17 protein-coding genes are annotated in these 19,595 nt (G+C 53.4%); 16 read left to right on the top strand and 1 reads right to left on the bottom strand.

The window, feature by feature from the left end:
- Positions 1–3: 3 nt before the first annotated feature.
- Complete coding sequence (map, locus tag ACZ6J2_RS11235; RefSeq protein WP_448159162.1) at positions 4–798, bottom strand: type I methionyl aminopeptidase; 795 nt, start codon at positions 796–798, stop codon at positions 4–6.
- A gap of 321 nt (positions 799–1,119) precedes the next feature.
- Between map and rpsB the strand changes: the two genes are divergently transcribed.
- The 16 genes from rpsB to dnaE all read left to right on the top strand — a co-directional run bounded on the left by rpsB (position 1,120) and on the right by dnaE (position 19,592).
- A complete protein-coding gene (rpsB, locus tag ACZ6J2_RS11230; protein ID WP_003856207.1) occupies positions 1,120–1,845 on the top strand; it encodes a 30S ribosomal protein S2 in 726 nt (241 codons plus the stop codon).
- Between the two features lie 117 nt (positions 1,846–1,962).
- Positions 1,963–2,814, top strand: coding sequence for a translation elongation factor Ts (tsf, locus tag ACZ6J2_RS11225; protein ID WP_014882627.1), 852 nt, complete (start codon positions 1,963–1,965; stop codon positions 2,812–2,814).
- Positions 2,815–2,964: 150 nt separating this feature from the next.
- Positions 2,965–3,690 (top strand): UMP kinase, encoded by a 726-nt coding sequence (gene pyrH, locus ACZ6J2_RS11220; protein WP_008501910.1) that lies wholly within the window; start codon positions 2,965–2,967, stop codon positions 3,688–3,690.
- 167 nt (positions 3,691–3,857) lie between these two features.
- Entirely contained in the window at positions 3,858–4,415 is a 558-nt protein-coding gene (gene frr, locus ACZ6J2_RS11215) for a ribosome recycling factor (protein ID WP_003856180.1), read from the top strand.
- Between the two features lie 93 nt (positions 4,416–4,508).
- Positions 4,509–5,708, top strand: coding sequence for a 1-deoxy-D-xylulose-5-phosphate reductoisomerase (gene ispC / locus ACZ6J2_RS11210; protein WP_471725740.1), 1,200 nt, complete (start codon positions 4,509–4,511; stop codon positions 5,706–5,708).
- A 186-nt stretch (positions 5,709–5,894) separates the two neighbouring features.
- Positions 5,895–6,653 carry a (2E,6E)-farnesyl-diphosphate-specific ditrans,polycis-undecaprenyl-diphosphate synthase gene (gene ispU / locus ACZ6J2_RS11205; protein ID WP_471725739.1) on the top strand — a complete coding sequence of 253 codons (759 nt, stop codon included), beginning with the start codon at positions 5,895–5,897 and terminating at the stop codon, positions 6,651–6,653.
- A 12-nt stretch (positions 6,654–6,665) separates the two neighbouring features.
- On the top strand, positions 6,666–7,523 hold the full coding sequence (gene cdsA / locus ACZ6J2_RS11200) for a phosphatidate cytidylyltransferase (protein ID WP_023310457.1): 858 nt from the start codon (positions 6,666–6,668) through the stop codon (positions 7,521–7,523).
- Between the two features lie 11 nt (positions 7,524–7,534).
- A complete protein-coding gene (gene rseP / locus ACZ6J2_RS11195; RefSeq protein ID WP_471725738.1) occupies positions 7,535–8,887 on the top strand; it encodes a sigma E protease regulator RseP in 1,353 nt (450 codons plus the stop codon).
- 29 nt (positions 8,888–8,916) lie between these two features.
- Entirely contained in the window at positions 8,917–11,334 is a 2,418-nt protein-coding gene (bamA, locus tag ACZ6J2_RS11190; RefSeq protein WP_033144673.1) for an outer membrane protein assembly factor BamA, read from the top strand.
- Positions 11,335–11,456: 122 nt separating this feature from the next.
- Positions 11,457–11,951: a molecular chaperone Skp gene (gene skp / locus ACZ6J2_RS11185; RefSeq protein WP_032644135.1), complete on the top strand. Its 495-nt coding sequence runs from the start codon at positions 11,457–11,459 to the stop codon at positions 11,949–11,951.
- 3 nt (positions 11,952–11,954) lie between these two features.
- Positions 11,955–12,980 (top strand): UDP-3-O-(3-hydroxymyristoyl)glucosamine N-acyltransferase, encoded by a 1,026-nt coding sequence (lpxD, locus tag ACZ6J2_RS11180; protein WP_032644136.1) that lies wholly within the window; start codon positions 11,955–11,957, stop codon positions 12,978–12,980.
- 102 nt (positions 12,981–13,082) lie between these two features.
- Positions 13,083–13,538, top strand: a complete 456-nt coding sequence (gene fabZ, locus ACZ6J2_RS11175; protein WP_010426706.1) for a 3-hydroxyacyl-ACP dehydratase FabZ — start codon at positions 13,083–13,085, stop codon at positions 13,536–13,538.
- 3 nt (positions 13,539–13,541) lie between these two features.
- Positions 13,542–14,330, top strand: coding sequence for an acyl-ACP--UDP-N-acetylglucosamine O-acyltransferase (lpxA, locus tag ACZ6J2_RS11170; protein WP_049005315.1), 789 nt, complete (start codon positions 13,542–13,544; stop codon positions 14,328–14,330).
- Positions 14,330–15,478 carry a lipid-A-disaccharide synthase gene (lpxB, locus tag ACZ6J2_RS11165; protein WP_471725737.1) on the top strand — a complete coding sequence of 383 codons (1,149 nt, stop codon included), beginning with the start codon at positions 14,330–14,332 and terminating at the stop codon, positions 15,476–15,478. The genes lpxA and lpxB overlap by 1 nt, the downstream gene beginning before the upstream one ends.
- Positions 15,475–16,071 (top strand): ribonuclease HII, encoded by a 597-nt coding sequence (rnhB, locus tag ACZ6J2_RS11160; RefSeq protein ID WP_024907528.1) that lies wholly within the window; start codon positions 15,475–15,477, stop codon positions 16,069–16,071. Before lpxB ends, rnhB begins: the two co-directional genes overlap by 4 nt.
- A gap of 38 nt (positions 16,072–16,109) precedes the next feature.
- Positions 16,110–19,592 (top strand): DNA polymerase III subunit alpha, encoded by a 3,483-nt coding sequence (dnaE, locus tag ACZ6J2_RS11155; RefSeq protein WP_471725736.1) that lies wholly within the window; start codon positions 16,110–16,112, stop codon positions 19,590–19,592.
- The last annotated feature ends 3 nt before the right edge of the window (positions 19,593–19,595 follow it).

Genomic DNA, 19,595 nt, shown 5'->3' with positions numbered 1-19,595 from the left:
TTATCATTCATCGTGCGTCAGTATCGCCGGGATGGTGTCATCCTTGCGCAACGTCATAATTTCGCAGCCGTTGTCTGTTACCACAATAGTATGCTCGTACTGCGCAGACAAGCTTCTGTCTTTGGTTTTCACCGTCCAGCCGTCTTTCATGGTGCGGATGCGGTAGTCGCCCGCGTTGACCATCGGCTCAATGGTAAAGGTCATGCCTTTTTGCAGCACCACGCCGCCGTCATCCGCATCATAGTGCAGGACCTGCGGTTCTTCATGGAAGACGCGACCAATGCCGTGACCGCAGTACTCGCGCACCACGGAGAAACCTTCTGCTTCCACAAACTTCTGGATTGCCGCACCGAGGGTACGCAGGCGAATACCCGGTTTAACCATTTTCAGTGCCAGATAGAGGCTGTCCTGGGTGACTTTGCACAGGCGCTCGCCCAGGATGGTCGGCTTGCCAACGATGAACATTTTTGAGGTGTCACCGTGGTATTCGTCTTTAATGACGGTCACGTCGATGTTGACGATGTCGCCATCTTTCAGCAGTTTTTCGTCATCCGGAATGCCGTGACACACCACTTCATTAATAGAGATGCAGACGGATTTCGGGAAACCGTGGTAGCCGAGGCAGGCGGAAACCGCGTGCTGCTCGTTCACGATATAGTCGTTACAGATACGGTCCAGTTCACCGGTGCTGACGCCCGGCTTCACGAACGGCTCGATCATTTCCAGCACTTCCGCGGCCAGACGACCGGCGACGCGCATCTTTTCAATTTCTTCAGGAGTCTTAATAGAGATAGCCATGTAATCTGTCCATCGGTGTCGATTTTTTCGACAATACTAGTCTAAGTGTCGTCAATGGTATCAGTCAGGCACGCTCCGTGCCAAATTGAGAATCATTAACAGCACACTCCGCCAACAACTGTTGGTTTCTGGTCGTGTTTTGTGGTATAAAGCGCGCCGGACTTCCGATCCATCTCAGATACACAGGCTGGACGGAAGCGACAAATCTCACTTTGTGTAACAACACACACGTATCGGCACATATTCCGGGGTGCCCTTCGGGGTCGGTAATATGGGATACGTGGAGGCATAACCCCAACTTTCAATATAGAGGTTTTAAACATGGCAACTGTTTCCATGCGCGACATGCTCAAGGCTGGTGTTCACTTCGGTCACCAGACCCGTTACTGGAACCCGAAAATGAAGCCTTTCATCTTCGGCGCGCGTAACAAAGTTCACATCATCAACCTTGAGAAAACTGTACCAATGTTCAACGAAGCCCTGGCTGAGCTGAACAAGATCTCTTCCCGTAAAGGTAAGATTCTGTTCGTTGGTACTAAGCGCGCTGCAAGCGAAGCTGTGAAAGATGCTGCTAACAGCTGCGATCAGTTCTTCGTGAACCATCGCTGGTTGGGCGGCATGCTGACCAACTGGAAAACTGTTCGTCAGTCCATCAAACGCCTGAAAGATCTGGAAACCCAGTCTCAGGACGGTACTTTCGACAAGCTGACTAAGAAAGAAGCGCTGATGCGCACTCGTGAACTGGACAAGCTGGAAAACAGCCTGGGCGGTATCAAAGATATGGGCGGCCTGCCAGACGCGCTGTTCGTAATCGATGCAGACCACGAGCACATCGCAATCAAAGAAGCTAACAACCTGGGTATCCCGGTATTCGCTATCGTTGATACCAACTCCGATCCGGACGGTGTTGACTTCGTTATCCCGGGTAACGACGACGCAATCCGTGCTGTTAGCCTGTACCTGAGCGCTGTAGCTGCTACCGTTCGTGAAGGCCGTTCCCAGGATCTGGCTTCTCAGGCGGAAGAAAGCTTCGTAGAAGCTGAATAATAAGGTTTTACCCCTTATTAGTACCGTGTATGAATAGGGGCCCATTACCGGCCCCTTTTTTCAATTTACACTGTTTGGCCCCCGGCCGGGCAGTTCACATCTCCCGAGGATTTAAGAATGGCTGAAATTACCGCATCCCTGGTAAAAGAGCTGCGCGAGCGTACTGGCGCAGGCATGATGGATTGCAAAAAAGCGCTGACTGAAGCGAACGGCGACATCGAGCTGGCAATCGAAAACATGCGTAAATCCGGTGCGATCAAAGCAGCTAAAAAAGCAGGCAACGTTGCTGCTGACGGCGTGATCATCACTAAGATCGACGGCAACTACGGCATCATTCTGGAAGTTAACTGCCAGACTGACTTCGTTGCTAAAGATGGTGGTTTCCAGGCATTTGCTAACAAAGTTCTGGACGCAGCTGTTGCTGGTAAAATCACTGACGTTGAAGTTCTGAAAGCACAGTTCGAAGAAGAACGTGTTGCGCTGGTTGCTAAAATCGGTGAGAACATCAACATTCGTCGCGTATCTTCTCTGGAAGGCGACGTTCTGGGCTCTTACCAGCACGGTGCACGTATCGGTGTTCTGGTTGCGGCTAAAGGCGCTGACGAAGAGCTGGTTAAACAGCTGGCAATGCACATCGCTGCAAGCAAACCAGAATTCGTTAAGCCAGAAGACGTGTCTGCTGAAGTGGTAGAGAAAGAGTACCAGGTTCAGCTGGACATCGCGATGCAGTCTGGTAAGCCAAAAGAAATCGCAGAGAAAATGGTTGAAGGCCGCATGAAGAAATTCACCGGCGAAGTTTCTCTGACTGGCCAGCCATTCGTAATGGACCCAAGCAAGTCTGTTGCTCAGCTGCTGAAAGAGCACAACGCTGACGTAACTGGCTTCATCCGCTTCGAAGTGGGCGAAGGCATCGAGAAAGTTGAGACTGACTTCGCAGCAGAAGTTGCTGCAATGTCCAAGCAGTCTTAATGATTGAAAAGGAGCCGCCTGAGGGCGGCTTCTTTTTGTCACCCGTCACAGGAAATCAGACAGGCTCCAGTATCGCTGTGCTGATTTGCGGCATATCATGTCGCCAGAATTAACCCCCATCTTAATCGTTGACAGTCTCAGGAAAGAAACATGGCTACCAATGCAAAACCCGTGTACAAACGCATTCTGCTTAAGCTGAGTGGCGAAGCGCTGCAGGGATCGGAAGGCTTCGGTATTGACGCAAGCATCCTTGATCGCATGGCACAGGAAATCAAAGAACTGGTCGAACTGGGTATCCAGGTTGGCGTGGTCATTGGCGGTGGCAACCTTTTCCGTGGTGCTGGTCTGGCGAAAGCGGGGATGAACCGCGTTGTGGGCGACCACATGGGTATGCTGGCAACCGTCATGAATGGCCTGGCAATGCGTGATGCACTGCATCGCGCCTATGTGAATGCCCGCCTGATGTCCGCGATTCCCCTGAATGGCGTTTGCGATAATTACAGCTGGGCAGAAGCCATCAGCCTGCTGCGCAATAACCGCGTGGTGATCCTCTCCGCCGGTACGGGTAACCCGTTCTTTACAACCGATTCCGCTGCCTGCCTGCGCGGTATCGAGATCGAAGCCGATGTGGTACTGAAAGCGACCAAAGTAGACGGCGTGTTTACTGCCGACCCGGCAAAAGATCCTTCTGCCACCATGTACGATCAGCTGAGCTACAGCGAAGTGCTGGATAAAGAGCTGAAAGTGATGGATCTTGCCGCCTTCACGCTGGCTCGCGACCACAAACTGCCGATCCGTGTCTTCAACATGAACAAGCCTGGCGCACTGCGTCGCGTGGTCATGGGCGAAAAAGAAGGCACTTTGATCACGGAATAATTTCCGTTGACGATAAATACAGGTAAGATTCCGCTTTATTTTGTAGTGGTATCTTACCCGGGCGCGCCTTTGGCGTTGTCATGAATTAAACGCGACTATACTTAGCACACCTGTAGCGCTGTGCTGGCGGATAGTCTGCCTGAGACAAGTTTTCAAGGATTCGTAACGTGATTAACGACATCAGAAAAGATGCTGAAGTACGCATGGACAAATGCGTAGAAGCGTTCAAAAACCAAATCAGCAAAATCCGTACTGGCCGTGCTTCCCCAAGCCTGCTGGATGGCATCATCGTAGAATATTACGGTACGCCAACGCCTCTGCGCCAGCTGGCGAGCGTCACGGTAGAAGATACCCGTACGCTGAAAATCAACGTATTCGACCGCTCTATGAGCCCGGCCGTTGAGAAAGCGATTATGGCCTCTGACCTCGGACTGAACCCTAGCTCTGCGGGCGCTGACATCCGCGTTCCACTGCCTCCGCTGACGGAAGAGCGTCGTAAAGATCTTATCAAAGTGGTTCGTGGCGAAGCTGAGCAGGGTCGTGTATCCGTGCGTAACGTCCGTCGCGACGCGAACGATAAAGTGAAAGCACTGCTGAAAGAAAAAGAGATCAGCGAAGATGACGATCGTCGTTCTCAGGACGACATTCAGAAAATGACCGACGCGGCCATCAAGAAAATTGATGCGGCGCTGGCAGAAAAAGAAGCGGAACTGATGCAGTTCTGATTTCTGTCGTACACTGATAAACGCCGTTCAGAAGGACTTCGGGTCTTGCTGGCGGCGTTTTGCTTTTATCTGGTCTAACTTTTCGGGCATCTCATGAAGCATTTAACACTCCTCGGCTCAACCGGCTCTATCGGTTGCAGCACTCTCGACGTCGTTCGCCATAATCCTGAACTTTACACCGTGACAGCGCTGGTGGCCGGTAAGAATGTGCAGCGAATGGCCGAGCAGTGCCTGGAGTTTGCGCCCCGCTATGCGGTGATGGATGACGAAGAAAGCGCGCGTCTGCTGAAAGCACAGCTGCGTGAAAAGGGCAGTCGAACCGAGGTGCTGAGTGGCCAGCAGGCTGCCTGCGAGATGGCGGCGCTGGATGAGGTGGATCAGGTCATGGCGGCCATTGTCGGCGCGGCAGGGCTGCTGCCGACGCTTGCCGCGATTGATGCCGGTAAGGATGTTTTGCTGGCCAATAAAGAGTCGCTGGTCACCTGCGGACGCCTGTTTATGGATGCGGTGAAGCAGCGCGGTGCGCGTCTTCTGCCGGTCGACAGCGAACACAACGCGATTTTTCAGAGTTTACCGCAACCTTTTCAACAGAACCTGGGGTACGCTGACCTGGAGCAGAATGGCGTAGTGTCTATTCTACTTACCGGGTCTGGTGGCCCATTCCGTGAAACGCCACTGTCTGAACTGCGTGCGATGACACCGGATCAGGCGTGCCGTCATCCGAACTGGTCGATGGGGCGTAAAATCTCCGTTGATTCTGCCACCATGATGAACAAAGGTCTGGAATACATTGAAGCGCGCTGGTTGTTTAATGCGTCAGCGAAACAGATGGAAGTACTGATTCACCCGCAATCGGTGATTCACTCGATGGTGCGTTATCAGGATGGCAGCGTGCTGGCACAGCTGGGCGAGCCGGATATGCGTACGCCGATTGCCCATTCAATGGCGTGGCCAAATCGAGTGAAATCCGGCGTGAAGCCGCTTGATTTCTGCAAGCTAAATTCTCTGACGTTCAGTGAACCAGACTACGACCGCTATCCTTGTCTGAAGCTTGCGATGAATGCCTTTGACCAGGGGCAGGCGGCGACGACGGCACTTAATGCAGCTAATGAAATTACCGTTGAGGCATTTCTGAATCAGCAAATTCGTTTTACCGATATCGCGTCGCTTAATTTATCGGTACTTGAGATGATGGATTTGCGCGAACCACAAAGCGTGGAAGAGGTGCTGGCGGTGGATGCAGCTGCGCGTAATATTGCGCGCCAACAGGTGACACGTCTCGCAAGCTGGTGATAAAGCAAGCACTAGTCGTCGTGCTATTTGTTAGCGTTGGGCTTCAGTGATATAGTCTGCGCCACCTGATCGCAGGTATTTGACTTAATGTGGTCAGGTGAGCCGTGGTTTGACACGGCTTTTTTATGTATAGGCTTCAGTATTCCTGAGTACCGTTAAATCCTTTTCAGGGACAAAAAACGCGTTATGTTGTCTGCGAATCAACCAATAAGCGAAAATTTGCCAGCTCATGGCTGCCGTCATGTAGCAATCATTATGGATGGCAATGGCCGCTGGGCGAAAAGACAAGGGAAGATACGAGCCTTTGGGCATAAAGCGGGGGCGAAATCCGTACGTCGCGCCGTTTCTTTTGCCGCCAACAACGGCATTGATGCGTTAACGCTCTATGCTTTTAGCAGTGAAAACTGGAATCGACCTCTGCAGGAAGTGACTGCGTTGATGGAATTGTTTGTGTGGGCGCTAGACAGCGAAGTAAAAAGCCTGCACCGCCACAACGTCCGCCTGCGTATCATTGGCGATACCAGTCGTTTTAACTCACGTTTGCAGGAACGGATCCGCAAAGCTGAAGCGCTGACGGAAAATAATACCGGTTTGACGCTGAATATTGCGGCGAATTACGGCGGACGCTGGGATATTATCCAGGGCGTTCGGCATCTGGCCGAACAGGTTCAGGAAGGGCTGTTGAGACCCGACCAGATTGATGAAGAGGCGCTGAGCAAGCAAGTCTGCATGAATGAACAGGCACCTGTGGATTTGGTAATTAGGACAGGGGGGGAACATCGCATAAGTAACTTTTTGATATGGCAAATTGCCTATGCCGAACTTTACTTTACAGATGTTCTTTGGCCCGATTTTGATGAACAAGACTTTGAAGGTGCGCTGCATGCCTTTGCCAATCGAGAGCGTCGTTTCGGCGGCACCGAGCCTGGTGGCGACAAAGCCTGATGGGGGTAGCTTTTGCTGAAGTATCGCCTGATTTCCGCTTTTGTATTAATACCCATTGTCATTGCGGCGCTGTTTTTACTGCCCCCGGTGGGATTCGCTATTGTCACGCTGGTGGTGTGCATGCTCGCCGCGTGGGAATGGGGACAGTTTAGCGGCTTTACCTCGCGCACTCAGCGAGTATGGCTTGCGGTACTTTGTGGCTTTATCCTGGCCATAATGCTGTTTACGTTACCTGAATATCACCATGATATTCATCAGCCCCTGGTTGCCGGTTCCTTGTGGATATCGCTGGCCTGGTGGGTTGCCGCGCTGTTGCTGGTTCTTTTTTATCCGGGTTCCGCGGCATTGTGGCGTAATTCAAAAGTGCTGCGTCTGATTTTTGGCTTGCTCACAATTATTCCTTTTTTCTGGGGTATGGTTGCGCTGCGAGCCTGGCACTACGACGAAAACCACTACAGCGGTGCGATCTGGCTGCTTTATGTGATGATTCTGGTCTGGGGGGCTGACTCCGGGGCCTATATGTTTGGTAAACTGTTTGGCAAACATAAGCTGGCACCGAAGGTTTCTCCGGGCAAAACCTGGCAAGGATTCATCGGCGGCTTGTTTACGGCAGCGATCATCTCCTGGGGCTACGGCGTCTGGGCGAATCTTGAAGTGGCACCGTCAATACTGCTGGTGTGCTCGATTTTTGCTGCGCTTGCCTCCGTGCTCGGTGATTTAACCGAAAGTATGTTTAAGCGTGAAGCAGGGATTAAGGACAGCGGACACCTGATTCCAGGGCATGGCGGTATACTGGATCGCATTGATAGCCTGACAGCGGCTGTTCCAGTGTTTGCGTGTTTGCTTTTACTGGTATTCGGGACGATTTAACGGAAGGTTTTATGCTGAGCATTCTCTGGAATCTGGCGGCGTTCATTGTTGCACTGGGTGTACTGATTACCGTGCATGAATTTGGCCATTTCTGGGTTGCTCGCCGCTGTGGCGTGCGCGTAGAGCGATTTTCCATCGGCTTTGGGAAATCACTCTGGAAGCGCACCGACCGCCACGGCACGGAATTTGTCATCGCCCTTATCCCGCTGGGCGGCTACGTCAAAATGCTCGACGAACGCGTCGAGCCTGTCGCTCCTGAGCTGCGACACAGCGCATTCAACAATAAAACCGTTGGACAACGCGCCGCCATCATTGCTGCCGGACCGGTAGCCAACTTCATCTTTGCGATTTTCGCTTACTGGCTGGTGTTTATCATCGGCGTCCCTGGCGTACGTCCGGTGGTGGGTGAAATTGCCCCCAACTCCATCGCGGCGAGTGCGCAAATTACATCCGGGATGGAACTTAAAGCGATTGATGGCATCGAAACCCCTGATTGGGATGCCGTGCGACTGCAGCTGGTAGCCAAAATTGGCGATCCGCAGACCACCATCAGCGTATCGCCGTTTGGTTCAGATACGCGTCAGGACAAAGTACTCGATTTACGTCACTGGCGTTTCGAGCCAGACAAAGAGGATCCCGTTGCTGCGCTGGGCATTCGTCCACGCGGTGTGCAGATTGAGCCGGTATTAGCCGAAGTACAGGCAAATTCGGCGGCGAGCAAAGCGGGTTTGCAAGCGGGCGACAGGATCGTTAAAGTCGATGGTCAACCATTAACAGAGTGGATGACCTTTGTTACTCTGGTGCGCGATAATCCGGGAACGTCTCTCGCGCTGGAAGTTGAAAGGCAAGGCAGTCCGCTTTCGCTGACGCTGATCCCGGATACGAAGTCGGTCGGCAAAAAGGCAGAAGGGTTCGCAGGCGTTGTGCCAAAAGTGATCCCGCTGCCAGATGAGTACAAGACAATACGCCAGTATGGGCCGTTCAGCGCCATCCTTGAAGCCACGGATAAAACATGGCAACTGATGAAGCTGACGGTCAACATGTTGGGGAAATTGATAACCGGTGATGTGAAACTGAACAACCTCAGTGGGCCAATTTCGATTGCTCAGGGGGCTGGGATGTCAGCAGAATTCGGGGTGATTTACTATCTCATGTTCCTCGCGCTCATTAGCGTGAACCTTGGGATAATCAACCTGTTCCCGCTTCCCGTTTTAGACGGGGGTCATCTGCTGTTTTTGGCGATTGAAAAGCTAAAAGGCGGACCGGTATCCGAGCGAGTTCAAGACTTTAGTTATCGCATTGGCTCGATTTTGCTGGTGCTGTTAATGGGGCTTGCACTTTTCAATGATTTCTCTCGGTTGTAAGAGAGTGTTAGGAAGAACGCATAATAACGATGGCGATGAAAAAGTTGCTCATAGCGTCGCTGCTGTTTAGCAGCGCCACCGTATACGGTGCTGACGGGTTCGTAGTGAAAGACATTCATTTCGAAGGCCTCCAGCGTGTCGCCGTTGGTGCGGCCCTCCTCAGTATGCCTGTACGCCCCGGCGATACGGTAAATGATGATGATATCAGTAACACCATCCGTGCTCTGTTTGCCACCGGCAACTTTGAGGACGTTCGCGTCCTGCGCGATGGTGATACGCTGCTGGTACAGGTAAAAGAACGTCCAACGATTGCCAGTATCACTTTCTCCGGTAACAAGTCGGTGAAAGATGACATGCTCAAGCAGAACCTTGAAGCATCCGGTGTTCGTGTGGGTGAATCCCTGGACCGCACAACCCTTTCAGACATTGAAAAAGGTCTGGAAGACTTCTACTACAGCGTCGGTAAATACAGCGCCAGCGTGAAAGCGGTTGTCACTCCGCTGCCGCGTAACCGTGTTGACCTGAAGCTGGTCTTCCAGGAAGGTGTTTCTGCGAAGATCCAGCAGATCAACATTGTCGGCAACCACGCGTTCAGCACCGACGAACTGATCTCCACCTTCCAGCTGCGCGATGAAGTGCCATGGTGGAACGTGGTGGGCGATCGCAAATACCAGAAACAGAAACTGGCGGGTGACCTCGAAACCCTGCGCAGCTACTATCTCGATCGTGGCTATGCGCGTTTCAACATCGACTCGACTCAGGTCAGTCTGACTCCGGACAAAAAAGGTATCTACATTACGGTTAACATCACTGAAGGCGAGCAGTACAAGCTTTCTGGTGTTGAAGTGAGTGGTAACCTGGCGGGGCATTCTGCTGAAATCGAATCGCTGACCAAAATTCAGCCGGGCGATCTGTATAGCGGTTCCAAGGTAACCAAAATGGAAGACAGCATTAAGAAGCTGCTCGGCCGCTACGGTTATGCCTATCCGCGCGTACAGACTCAGCCGGAAATCAATGACGCGGATAAAACCGTTAAGCTGCACGTGAATGTGGATGCGGGCAACCGTTTCTACGTGCGTAAGATCCGCTTCGTCGGTAACGACACCTCCAAAGATTCCGTTCTGCGTCGCGAAATGCGTCAGATGGAAGGCGCATGGTTGGGAAGCGACCTCGTTGATCAGGGTAAAGAGCGTCTGAACCGTCTGGGCTATTTTGAAACGGTGGATACCGATACCCAGCGCGTACCGGGCAGCCCGGATCAGGTTGATGTCGTATATAAAGTGAAAGAGCGCAACACCGGTAGCTTCAACTTCGGTGTGGGCTACGGTACTGAAAGCGGCGTCAGCTTCCAGGTAGGCGTGCAGCAGGATAACTGGCTGGGTACGGGTTACTCTGTCGGTATTAACGGCACCAAAAACGACTACCAGACCTACTCTGAGTTCTCTGTGACTAACCCATACTTCACCGTAGACGGTGTGAGCCTGGGCGGTCGTATCTTCTATAACGACTTTAAAGCAGATGACGCGGACCTGTCTTCATACACCAACAAGAGTTACGGTGTAGACGGTACGCTTGGCTTCCCGGTTAACGAATACAACACCCTGCGTGCAGGCTTGGGTTACGTGCATAACGACCTGTCCAACATGCAACCGCAGGTGGCGATGTGGCGTTATCTGGACTCTATCGGCCAGTCAACCAGTAAAAATGGTAATGACAATGGCTTCGCGGCGGATGACTTCACCTTTAACTACGGCTGGACCTATAACCGTCTCGACCGTGGTTACTTCCCAACGGAAGGTTCTCGCGTCAACCTGAACGGTAAAGTTACCGTGCCGGGTTCCGATAACGAGTTCTATAAGGTCACGCTGGATACCGCGTCCTACTTCCCGATCGATGACGATCATAAGTGGGTGGTTCTGGGTCGTACCCGTTGGGGCTATGGCGATGGTCTGGGTAGCAAAGAACTGCCGTTCTATGAAAACTTCTATGCGGGTGGCTCCAGCACCGTTCGTGGTTTCCAGTCCAACAACATTGGTCCGAAAGCGGTTTACTACGGCGGAAACGACAAAGATAACTGTGATAAGTCTTCCTCGTCAGAAGTCTGTAGCTCCAATGACGCGGTGGGCGGTAACGCCATGGCCGTTGCCAGCCTGGAGTTCATCACGCCAACGCCGTTTATCAGTGATAAATATGCGAACTCGGTCCGTACGTCCTTCTTCTGGGATGCCGGTACCGTGTGGGATACCAACTGGCAGAATACTGCCCAGATGCGCGCAGAAGGCATTCCTGACTACAGCGATCCGAGCAATATTCGCATGTCTGCCGGTATCGCATTACAATGGATGTCACCGCTGGGGCCGTTGGTCTTCTCTTACGCCCAGCCGTTTAAGAAATATGATGGAGACAAAGCGGAGCAATTCCAGTTTAACATTGGTAAAACCTGGTAATAATCCGCTGCAAAGGAATGCGTTGGCAGTGTAGCGCTGACAACTGGCGATCGGTTACACGGTCGCCTTGCCACGCAAAGAACGGTACCTTCTGGTGCCAATGGGATGGTAAGGAGTTAATTGTGAAAAAGTGGTTATTAGCTGCAGGTCTCGGTTTAGCGATGGCAACTTCTGCTCAGGCAGCAGACAAAATTGCAATCGTCAACATGGGTAATTTGTTCCAGCAGGTTGCACAGAAAACGGGTGTTTCTGCGACTCTGGAAAACGAATTCAAAGGCCGTGCAAGCGAACTGCAGGGTATGGAAAACGATCTTCAGTCCAAAATGCAGCGTCTGCAGCGTGATGGTTCTACCATGAAAGCAAGCGACCGTAGCAAGCTGGAAAAAGACGTAATGGCTCAGCGCCAGACGTTCTCCCAGAAAGCGCAGGCTTTCGAGCAGGATCGTCAGCGTCGTTCTAACGAAGAACGCGGCAAGCTGGTAACTCGCATTCAGACTGCTGTTAAAGCAGTGGCTGCCGATCAGAGTATCGATCTGGTTGTAGATGCGAACGCCGTTGCTTATAACAGCAAAGATGTTAAAGACATCACTGCTGATGTTCTGAAACAGGTTAAATAAGTAATGCCTTCAATTCGACTGGCTGATTTAGCTCAGCAGTTGGATGCAGAATTACACGGTGATGGCGATATCGTCATCACCGCTGTTGCGTCCATGCAATCTGCTAAAGCTGGCACGATTACCTTCATGGTAAGCCCTAAGTACCGTGAGCAACTGGCTCAATGCCAGGCGTCAGCTGTTGTACTGACGCAGGACGATCTTCCATTTGCCACTGTAAGCGCGCTGGTAGTGAAAAACCCCTACCTGACGTATGCACGCATGGCTCAAATTCTTGATACCACGCCGCAGCCGGCCCAGAACATTGCGGCCAGTGCAGCGATTGATGCGACGGCCAGGCTTGGTAACAACGTCGCCGTTGGCGCGAATGCAGTTATCGAATCCGGCGTTGTGCTGGGCGATAACGTCGTCATTGGCCCGGGCTGCTTCGTTGGGAAAAATACGAAAATCGGCGCCGGGACCCGTTTATGGGCCAATGTGTCCGTTTATCATGATGTTGAAATTGGCGAAAATTGCCTCGTCCAGTCCAGCACCGTTATTGGTTCTGATGGCTTTGGTTACGCTAACGATCGTGGTAACTGGGTTAAGATCCCGCAGCTTGGTCGCGTTATTATTGGCGATCGCGTAGAGATCGGCGCCTGTACCACCATTGACCGTGGCGCGCTTGACGACACGATCATTGGCAATGGTGTTATCATCGATAACCAGTGCCAGATTGCGCATAACGTTGTGATTGGCGACAATACCGCGGTTGCGGGTGGCGTCATCATGGCAGGCAGCCTGAAAATTGGCCGTTATTGCATGATTGGCGGCGCGAGCGTGATTAATGGCCATATGGAAATATGCGACAAGGTGACTGTGACGGGAATGGGCATGGTAATGCGTCCTATCACTGAACCTGGCGTCTATTCCTCAGGTATTCCGCTACAACCCAACAAGGTATGGCGTAAAACAGCAGCTCTGGTGATGAACATTGATGATATGAGCAAGCGCCTCAAGTCTCTTGAGCGTAAGATCGATCAACAAGATTAAGCGTCATCCGTTGAACGCTATTTTTCCCGGCCTGTCGGCTTTCTAATAAACCGGCAGGCCGTGTTATTATTGTTATCAGTACATTTTGACAGGAAGAGTATTTTGACTACTGACACTCATACTCTGCATATTGAAGAGATTTTAGAACTTCTGCCGCACCGCTACCCGTTTCTGCTGGTAGACCGTGTGCTGGATTTTGAAGAAGGTCGTTTTCTGCGCGCAGTGAAAAATGTTTCCGTGAACGAGCCGTTTTTCCAGGGACACTTCCCTGGTAAGCCTATCTTCCCGGGTGTGTTGATTCTGGAAGCGATGGCTCAGGCTACCGGTATTCTGGCGTTTAAAAGCGTCGGCAAACTGGAGCCAGGTGAGCTGTATTACTTCGCGGGTATTGATGAAGCGCGCTTTAAGCGCCCTGTCGTGCCTGGTGATCAGATGATCATGGAAGTCACTTTTGAAAAAACGCGTCGTGGCCTGACTCGCTTCAAAGGCGTAGCGCTGGTTGACGGCAAAGTTGTTTGCGAAGCGACGATGATGTGTGCTCGTAGCCGGGAGTCCTGATACGTGATTGATAAATCCGCCTTTATTCATCCTACCGCTATTGTGGAAACCGGTGCCATCATTGGCGCTAACGTCCACATTGGCCCGTTTTGTATTGTTGGACCCCATGTCGAAATTGGTGAGGGTACAGTACTGAAATCTCACGTTGTCGTGAATGGTCACACGACCATTGGCTGCAATAACGAGATCTATCAGTTCGCTTCCATCGGCGAAGTTAACCAGGATCTGAAATATGCTGGTGAGTCGACCCGTCTGGAAATTGGCGATCGTAACCGTATTCGCGAAAGCGTCACTATTCATCGTGGAACAGTACAGGGTGGTGGGTTGACGAAGGTGGGCAGCGATAACCTGTTTATGGTTAATGCGCACATCGCGCACGACTGTACCGTGGGTGACCGCTGTATTCTTGCCAACAACGCAACGCTGGCAGGACACGTATCGGTTGATGACTTCGCAATTATTGGCGGCATGACCGCAGTCCATCAGTTCTGCATCATTGGTGCGCACGTGATGGTTGGCGGATGCTCCGGTGTGGCGCAGGACGTCCCACCGTATGTGATTGCGCAGGGCAACCATGCCACGCCGTTTGGCGTGAACATCGAAGGCCTCAAGCGTCGTGGTTTTAGCCGCGAAGCGATTACTGCTATCCGCAACGCGTACAAACTGCTGTACCGTAGCGGTAAAACGCTGGAAGAGGCGAAGCCGGAAATTGCCGAGCTGGCGAATAAGTACCCGGAAGTGAACGCGTTCATGGAATTCTTTGACCGTTCAACAAGGGGTCTGATTCGTTAATGGTCGACAGTCGTCCGCTTACGATAGCCCTGGTCGCCGGAGAAACCTCCGGCGATATTCTTGGTGCCGGTCTCATCCGCGCGCTTAAGGCGCGTGTACCCAATGCTCGCTTTGTCGGCGTTGCTGGCCCGCTGATGCAGGCCGAAGGCTGTGAAGCCTGGTATGAAATGGAAGAACTCGCCGTGATGGGCATCGTTGAGGTGCTGGGACGGCTACGCCGTTTGCTGCACATCCGCGCCGATCTCACCCGCCGTTTTACCGAACTCAAACCCGATGTGTTTGTCGGTATCGATGCGCCTGATTTCAACATTACCCTCGAAGGGAATCTGAAAAAGCAGGGTATCAAAACGATTCACTACGTCAGTCCGTCCGTCTGGGCGTGGCGACAGAAACGCGTTTTCAAAATCGGACGGTCCACCAACCTGGTGCTGGCTTTCCTGCCTTTCGAAAAAGCGTTTTACGACAGATTTAATGTTCCGTGCCGTTTTATCGGTCATACCATGGCGGATGCGATGCCATTGGATCCGGATAAAAACGCGGCGCGCGACGCGCTGGGCATCCCGCACGATGTGCACTGTCTGGCACTGCTACCGGGCAGCCGTGGCGCAGAAGTTGAGATGCTGAGCGCCGATTTCCTCAAAACTGCGCAAATTCTTCGCCAGACCTATCCGGATCTTGAAGTGGTTGTTCCGCTGGTAAATGCCAAACGCCGCGAGCAGTTTGAGCGCATCAAAGCGGAAGTCGCCCCGGATCTTCACGTCCGTCTTCTGGACGGGAAAGGGCGGGAAGCGATGTATGCGAGCGATGCCGCGCTGCTGGCCTCCGGCACGGCGGCGCTGGAATGCATGCTGGCGAAATGCCCGATGGTGGTCGGCTATCGCATGAAGCCGTTCACCTTCTGGCTGGCAAAACGTCTGGTGAAAACGGATTATGTCTCCCTGCCAAACCTGCTGGCCGGGCGCGAGCTGGTGAAAGAGCTGCTGCAGGATGAGTGCCAGCCGCAGTCGCTTGCCGATGCACTGCTGCCGCTGCTCGCCAACGGCAAGACCAGCCACCAGATGCACGATACCTTCCGCGAACTGCATCAACTGATCCGCTGTAATGCTGATGAGCAAGCGGCTGATGCGGTGCTGGAGCTAGCAAAATGATGGAATTTGTTTATCCTCACACTCGCCTTGTGGCGGGCGTGGACGAAGTCGGTCGTGGCCCGCTGGTCGGGGCTGTGGTGACTGCCGCGGTGATCCTCGATCCGGCTCGCCCGATTATCGGGCTGAACGACTCTAAAAAATTGTCTGAAAAGCGCCGTCTGGCGCTGTTTAGTGAGATTCAGGAGAAGGCGCTGGCCTGGAGCCTGGGGCGCGCTGAACCGCATGAAATAGACGAGCTGAATATTTTGCATGCCACGATGCTGGCGATGCAGCGTGCGGTAGCAGGCCTGAAAATTTCCCCGGAATATGTCCTGATTGACGGCAACCGCTGTCCGGCATTGCCCATGCCTTCAATGGCGGTCGTCAAAGGCGATAGCCGGGTCGCAGAAATTAGCGCAGCTTCTATCATTGCCAAAGTGACGCGCGACGCCGAAATGGCCGCGCTGGACCTCACTTATCCTCAGTATGGTTTCGCCCAGCATAAGGGGTATCCCACACCTTTCCATCTGGAAAGGCTGGCTGAACATGGTGCAACCGAACATCACCGGCGCAGTTTTGGCCCGGTGAAACGCGCGCTGGGACGGGTGTCCTGAATCAATACGCAAGCAATTAAGTAACGCGGAATCTGAAGATGGCTGAACCACGTTTCGTACACCTGCGGGTGCATAGCGACTACTCCATGATCGATGGGCTGGCGAAGACCGGGCCGCTGGTAAAAAAGGCGGCCTCCCTTGGCATGCCCGCGCTGGCGATCACCGATTTTACCAACCTGTGTGGTCTGGTGAAGTTCTACGGAACGGCGCACGGCGCGGGGATGAAGCCTATCGTCGGCGCAGATTTTCATGTCCAGAGCGATCTCGTCGGCGATGAAATGACGCAAATCTCCGTGCTGGCGATGAACAACACGGGCTATCAAAACCTCACTCTGCTTATCTCAAAAGCCTATCAGCGCGGATATGGTGCGCTGGGCCCGTGGATCGACAGGGACTGGCTGGCTGAGCTGAACGAAGGGCTGCTGCTGATCTCCGGTGGCCGTATGGGCGATGTCGGTAAATGCCTGCTGCGCGGCAATAGCGCGCTGGTGGATCAATGCGTTTCGTTCTATGAAGAGTATTTCCCGGATCGTTATTATCTGGAGTTGATCCGCACCGGTCGTCAGGACGAAGAGAACTATCTGCATGCGGCGGTCGCACTTGCGGAAGAACGCGGTCTGCCCGTCGTCGCGACAAACGATGTGCGGTTCCTCGAGCCGGGAGATTTTGACGCTCACGAAATTCGCGTGGCGATCCACGATGGCTTCACGCTCGACGATCCGAAACGACCGCGTAATTACTCCGCTCAACAGTACATGCGCAGCGAGGAGGAGATGTGTGAACTCTTCTCCGATATCCCCGAAGCGCTGGAAAACAGCGTAGAGATCGCCAGGCGCTGTAACGTTACCGTCCGCCTCGGCGAATACTTCCTGCCGCAGTTCCCGACGGGTGACATGACCACGGAAGATTTCCTGGTCGTGAAATCAAAGGAAGGTCTGGAAGAGCGCCTGGAATTCCTGTTCCCGGATGAGGCCGTTCGCAAAGAGAAGCGGCCGCCGTACGATGAGCGCCTGGATATTGAACTCCAGGTAATCAACCAGATGGGCTTCCCGGGCTACTTCCTGATCGTAATGGAGTTTATCCAGTGGTCGAAGGATAACGGCGTACCGGTCGGACCGGGACGAGGCTCTGGTGCAGGCTCGCTGGTGGCCTATGCGCTTAAAATTACCGACCTCGACCCGCTGGAGTTCGACCTGCTGTTCGAACGTTTCCTTAACCCGGAACGTGTTTCCATGCCCGACTTTGACGTCGACTTCTGCATGGAGAAACGCGACCAGGTGATCGAGCACGTCGCCGATATGTACGGCCGTGATGCGGTATCGCAGATTATTACGTTCGGTACGATGGCGGCGAAGGCGGTTATTCGTGACGTCGGCCGCGTGCTGGGCCACCCGTACGGGTTTGTCGATCGTATTTCGAAGCTGGTGCCGCCCGATCCGGGCATGACGCTGGCAAAAGCGTTTGAAGCCGAACCTCAGCTGCCGGAAATCTACGAAGCTGACGAAGAAGTGAAAGCGCTGATCGACATGGCGCGCAAGCTGGAAGGCGTCACGCGTAACGCCGGCAAGCATGCGGGGGGCGTGGTTATCGCCCCGACCAAAATTACCGACTTCGCGCCGCTCTACTGCGATGAAGCGGGTGAGCACCCGGTTACTCAGTTTGATAAGAACGACGTAGAATACGCCGGGCTGGTGAAGTTTGACTTCCTCGGCCTGCGTACGCTGACGATCATCGACTGGGCGCTGAAGATGATCAACCCGCGCCGGGAAAAGCAGGGCCTTGAGCCGATAGACATTGCCGCCATCCCGCTGGATGACAAGAAAAGTTTCGACATGCTGCAGCGCTCGGAGACGACGGCCGTCTTCCAGCTTGAATCCCGCGGCATGAAAGATCTGATTAAACGCCTGCAGCCCGACTGCTTCGAAGATATGATCGCACTGGTCGCCCTGTTCCGTCCGGGCCCGCTGCAGTCAGGGATGGTAGATAACTTTATCGACCGTAAGCACGGTCGCGAAGAGATTTCTTACCCGGACGTTCAGTGGCAGCATGAAAGCCTGAAGCCGGTGCTGGAGCCAACCTACGGCATTATCCTGTATCAGGAACAGGTCATGCAGATTGCTCAGGTGCTTTCCGGCTATACGCTCGGCGGCGCGGACATGCTGCGTCGTGCGATGGGTAAGAAAAAGCCGGAAGAGATGGCCAAGCAGCGCTCCATCTTTGAAGACGGGGCGAAGAAAAACGGCGTTGACGGCGAGCTGGCGATGAAAATCTTCGACCTGGTGGAGAAATTCGCCGGGTACGGATTTAACAAATCCCACTCCGCCGCCTATGCTTTGGTGTCATATCAAACGCTGTGGCTGAAAGCACACTATCCTGCTGAATTTATGGCGGCGGTAATGACGGCCGATATGGACAACACCGAGAAGGTGGTTGGCCTGGTGGACGAGTGCTGGCGCATGGGCCTTAAGATCCTGCCGCCGGATATTAACTCAGGGCTCTACCACTTCCACGTCAACGACGACGGAGAGATCGTTTACGGGATCGGCGCGATCAAAGGCGTGGGCGAAGGTCCGATCGAGGCGATCATCGAAGCGCGTAACAATGGCGGGTATTTCCGCGAGCTGTTCGATCTTTGCGCCCGTACCGATACCAAAAAACTGAACCGTCGCGTGCTGGAAAAACTGATCATGTCCGGCGCGTTTGACAGGCTGGGGCCGCACCGCGCCGCGCTGATGAATTCCCTCGGCGACGCCCTGAAAGCGGCGGATCAGCACGCAAAAGCGGAAGCCATTGGTCAGGCGGATATGTTCGGCGTGCTGGCGGAAGAGCCAGAGCAGATCGAGCAATCTTATTCCAACTGCCAGCCGTGGCCAGAACAGGTGGTACTGGATGGGGAGCGTGAGACGTTAGGCTTGTACCTGACGGGGCACCCGATCAACCAGTACATCAAAGAAATTGAGCGCTATGTCGGCGGCCACAGGCTTAAAGACATGCATCCGACAGAACGTGGTAAAATCACCACGGCTGCGGGGCTCGTGATTGCCGCAAGGGTTATGGTCACCAAGCGCGGCAATCGTATCGGCATCTGTACGTTGGATGACCGTTCCGGGCGTCTGGAGGTGATGTTGTTCACCGACGCGCTGGATAAATACCAGCAATTGCTGGAAAAAGACCGCATACTTATCGTCAGCGGACAGGTCAGCTTTGATGACTTCAGTGGGGGGCTTAAAATGACCGCCCGCGAAGTGATGGACATTGACGAAGCCCGGGAAAAATATGCTCGCGGGCTTGCTATCTCGCTGACGGACAGGCAAATTGATGACCAGCTTTTAAACCGACTCCGTCAGTCTCTGGAACCCCACCGCTCGGGGACAATTCCAGTACATCTCTACTATCAGAGGGCGGATGCACGTGCGCGGTTGCGCTTTGGTGCAACGTGGCGTGTCTCTCCGAGCGATCGTTTACTGAACGATCTCCGTGGCCTCATTGGTTCGGAGCAGGTGGAACTGGAGTTTGACTAATAC

Source organism: Enterobacter sp. E14S (assembly GCF_055666685.1).
The sequence above is the reverse complement of the archived record's forward strand: the minus strand, read 5'-3'. Positions and strand labels throughout refer to the sequence as shown.

Excerpts from the sequence above, each read along its gene's own strand:
- map (WP_448159162.1), bottom strand. The coding sequence starts at position 798 with ATGGCTATCTCTATTAAGACTCCTGAAGAAATTGAAAAGATGCGCGTC.
- rpsB (WP_003856207.1), top strand. The coding sequence starts at position 1,120 with ATGGCAACTGTTTCCATGCGCGACATGCTCAAGGCTGGTGTTCACTTC.
- tsf (WP_014882627.1), top strand. The coding sequence starts at position 1,963 with ATGGCTGAAATTACCGCATCCCTGGTAAAAGAGCTGCGCGAGCGTACT.
- pyrH (WP_008501910.1), top strand. The coding sequence starts at position 2,965 with ATGGCTACCAATGCAAAACCCGTGTACAAACGCATTCTGCTTAAGCTG.
- ispC (WP_471725740.1), top strand. The coding sequence starts at position 4,509 with ATGAAGCATTTAACACTCCTCGGCTCAACCGGCTCTATCGGTTGCAGC.
- ispU (WP_471725739.1), top strand. The coding sequence starts at position 5,895 with ATGTTGTCTGCGAATCAACCAATAAGCGAAAATTTGCCAGCTCATGGC.
- rseP (WP_471725738.1), top strand. The coding sequence starts at position 7,535 with ATGCTGAGCATTCTCTGGAATCTGGCGGCGTTCATTGTTGCACTGGGT.
- bamA (WP_033144673.1), top strand. The coding sequence starts at position 8,917 with ATGGCGATGAAAAAGTTGCTCATAGCGTCGCTGCTGTTTAGCAGCGCC.
- lpxD (WP_032644136.1), top strand. The coding sequence starts at position 11,955 with ATGCCTTCAATTCGACTGGCTGATTTAGCTCAGCAGTTGGATGCAGAA.
- lpxB (WP_471725737.1), top strand. The coding sequence starts at position 14,330 with ATGGTCGACAGTCGTCCGCTTACGATAGCCCTGGTCGCCGGAGAAACC.
- rnhB (WP_024907528.1), top strand. The coding sequence starts at position 15,475 with ATGATGGAATTTGTTTATCCTCACACTCGCCTTGTGGCGGGCGTGGAC.
- dnaE (WP_471725736.1), top strand. The coding sequence starts at position 16,110 with ATGGCTGAACCACGTTTCGTACACCTGCGGGTGCATAGCGACTACTCC.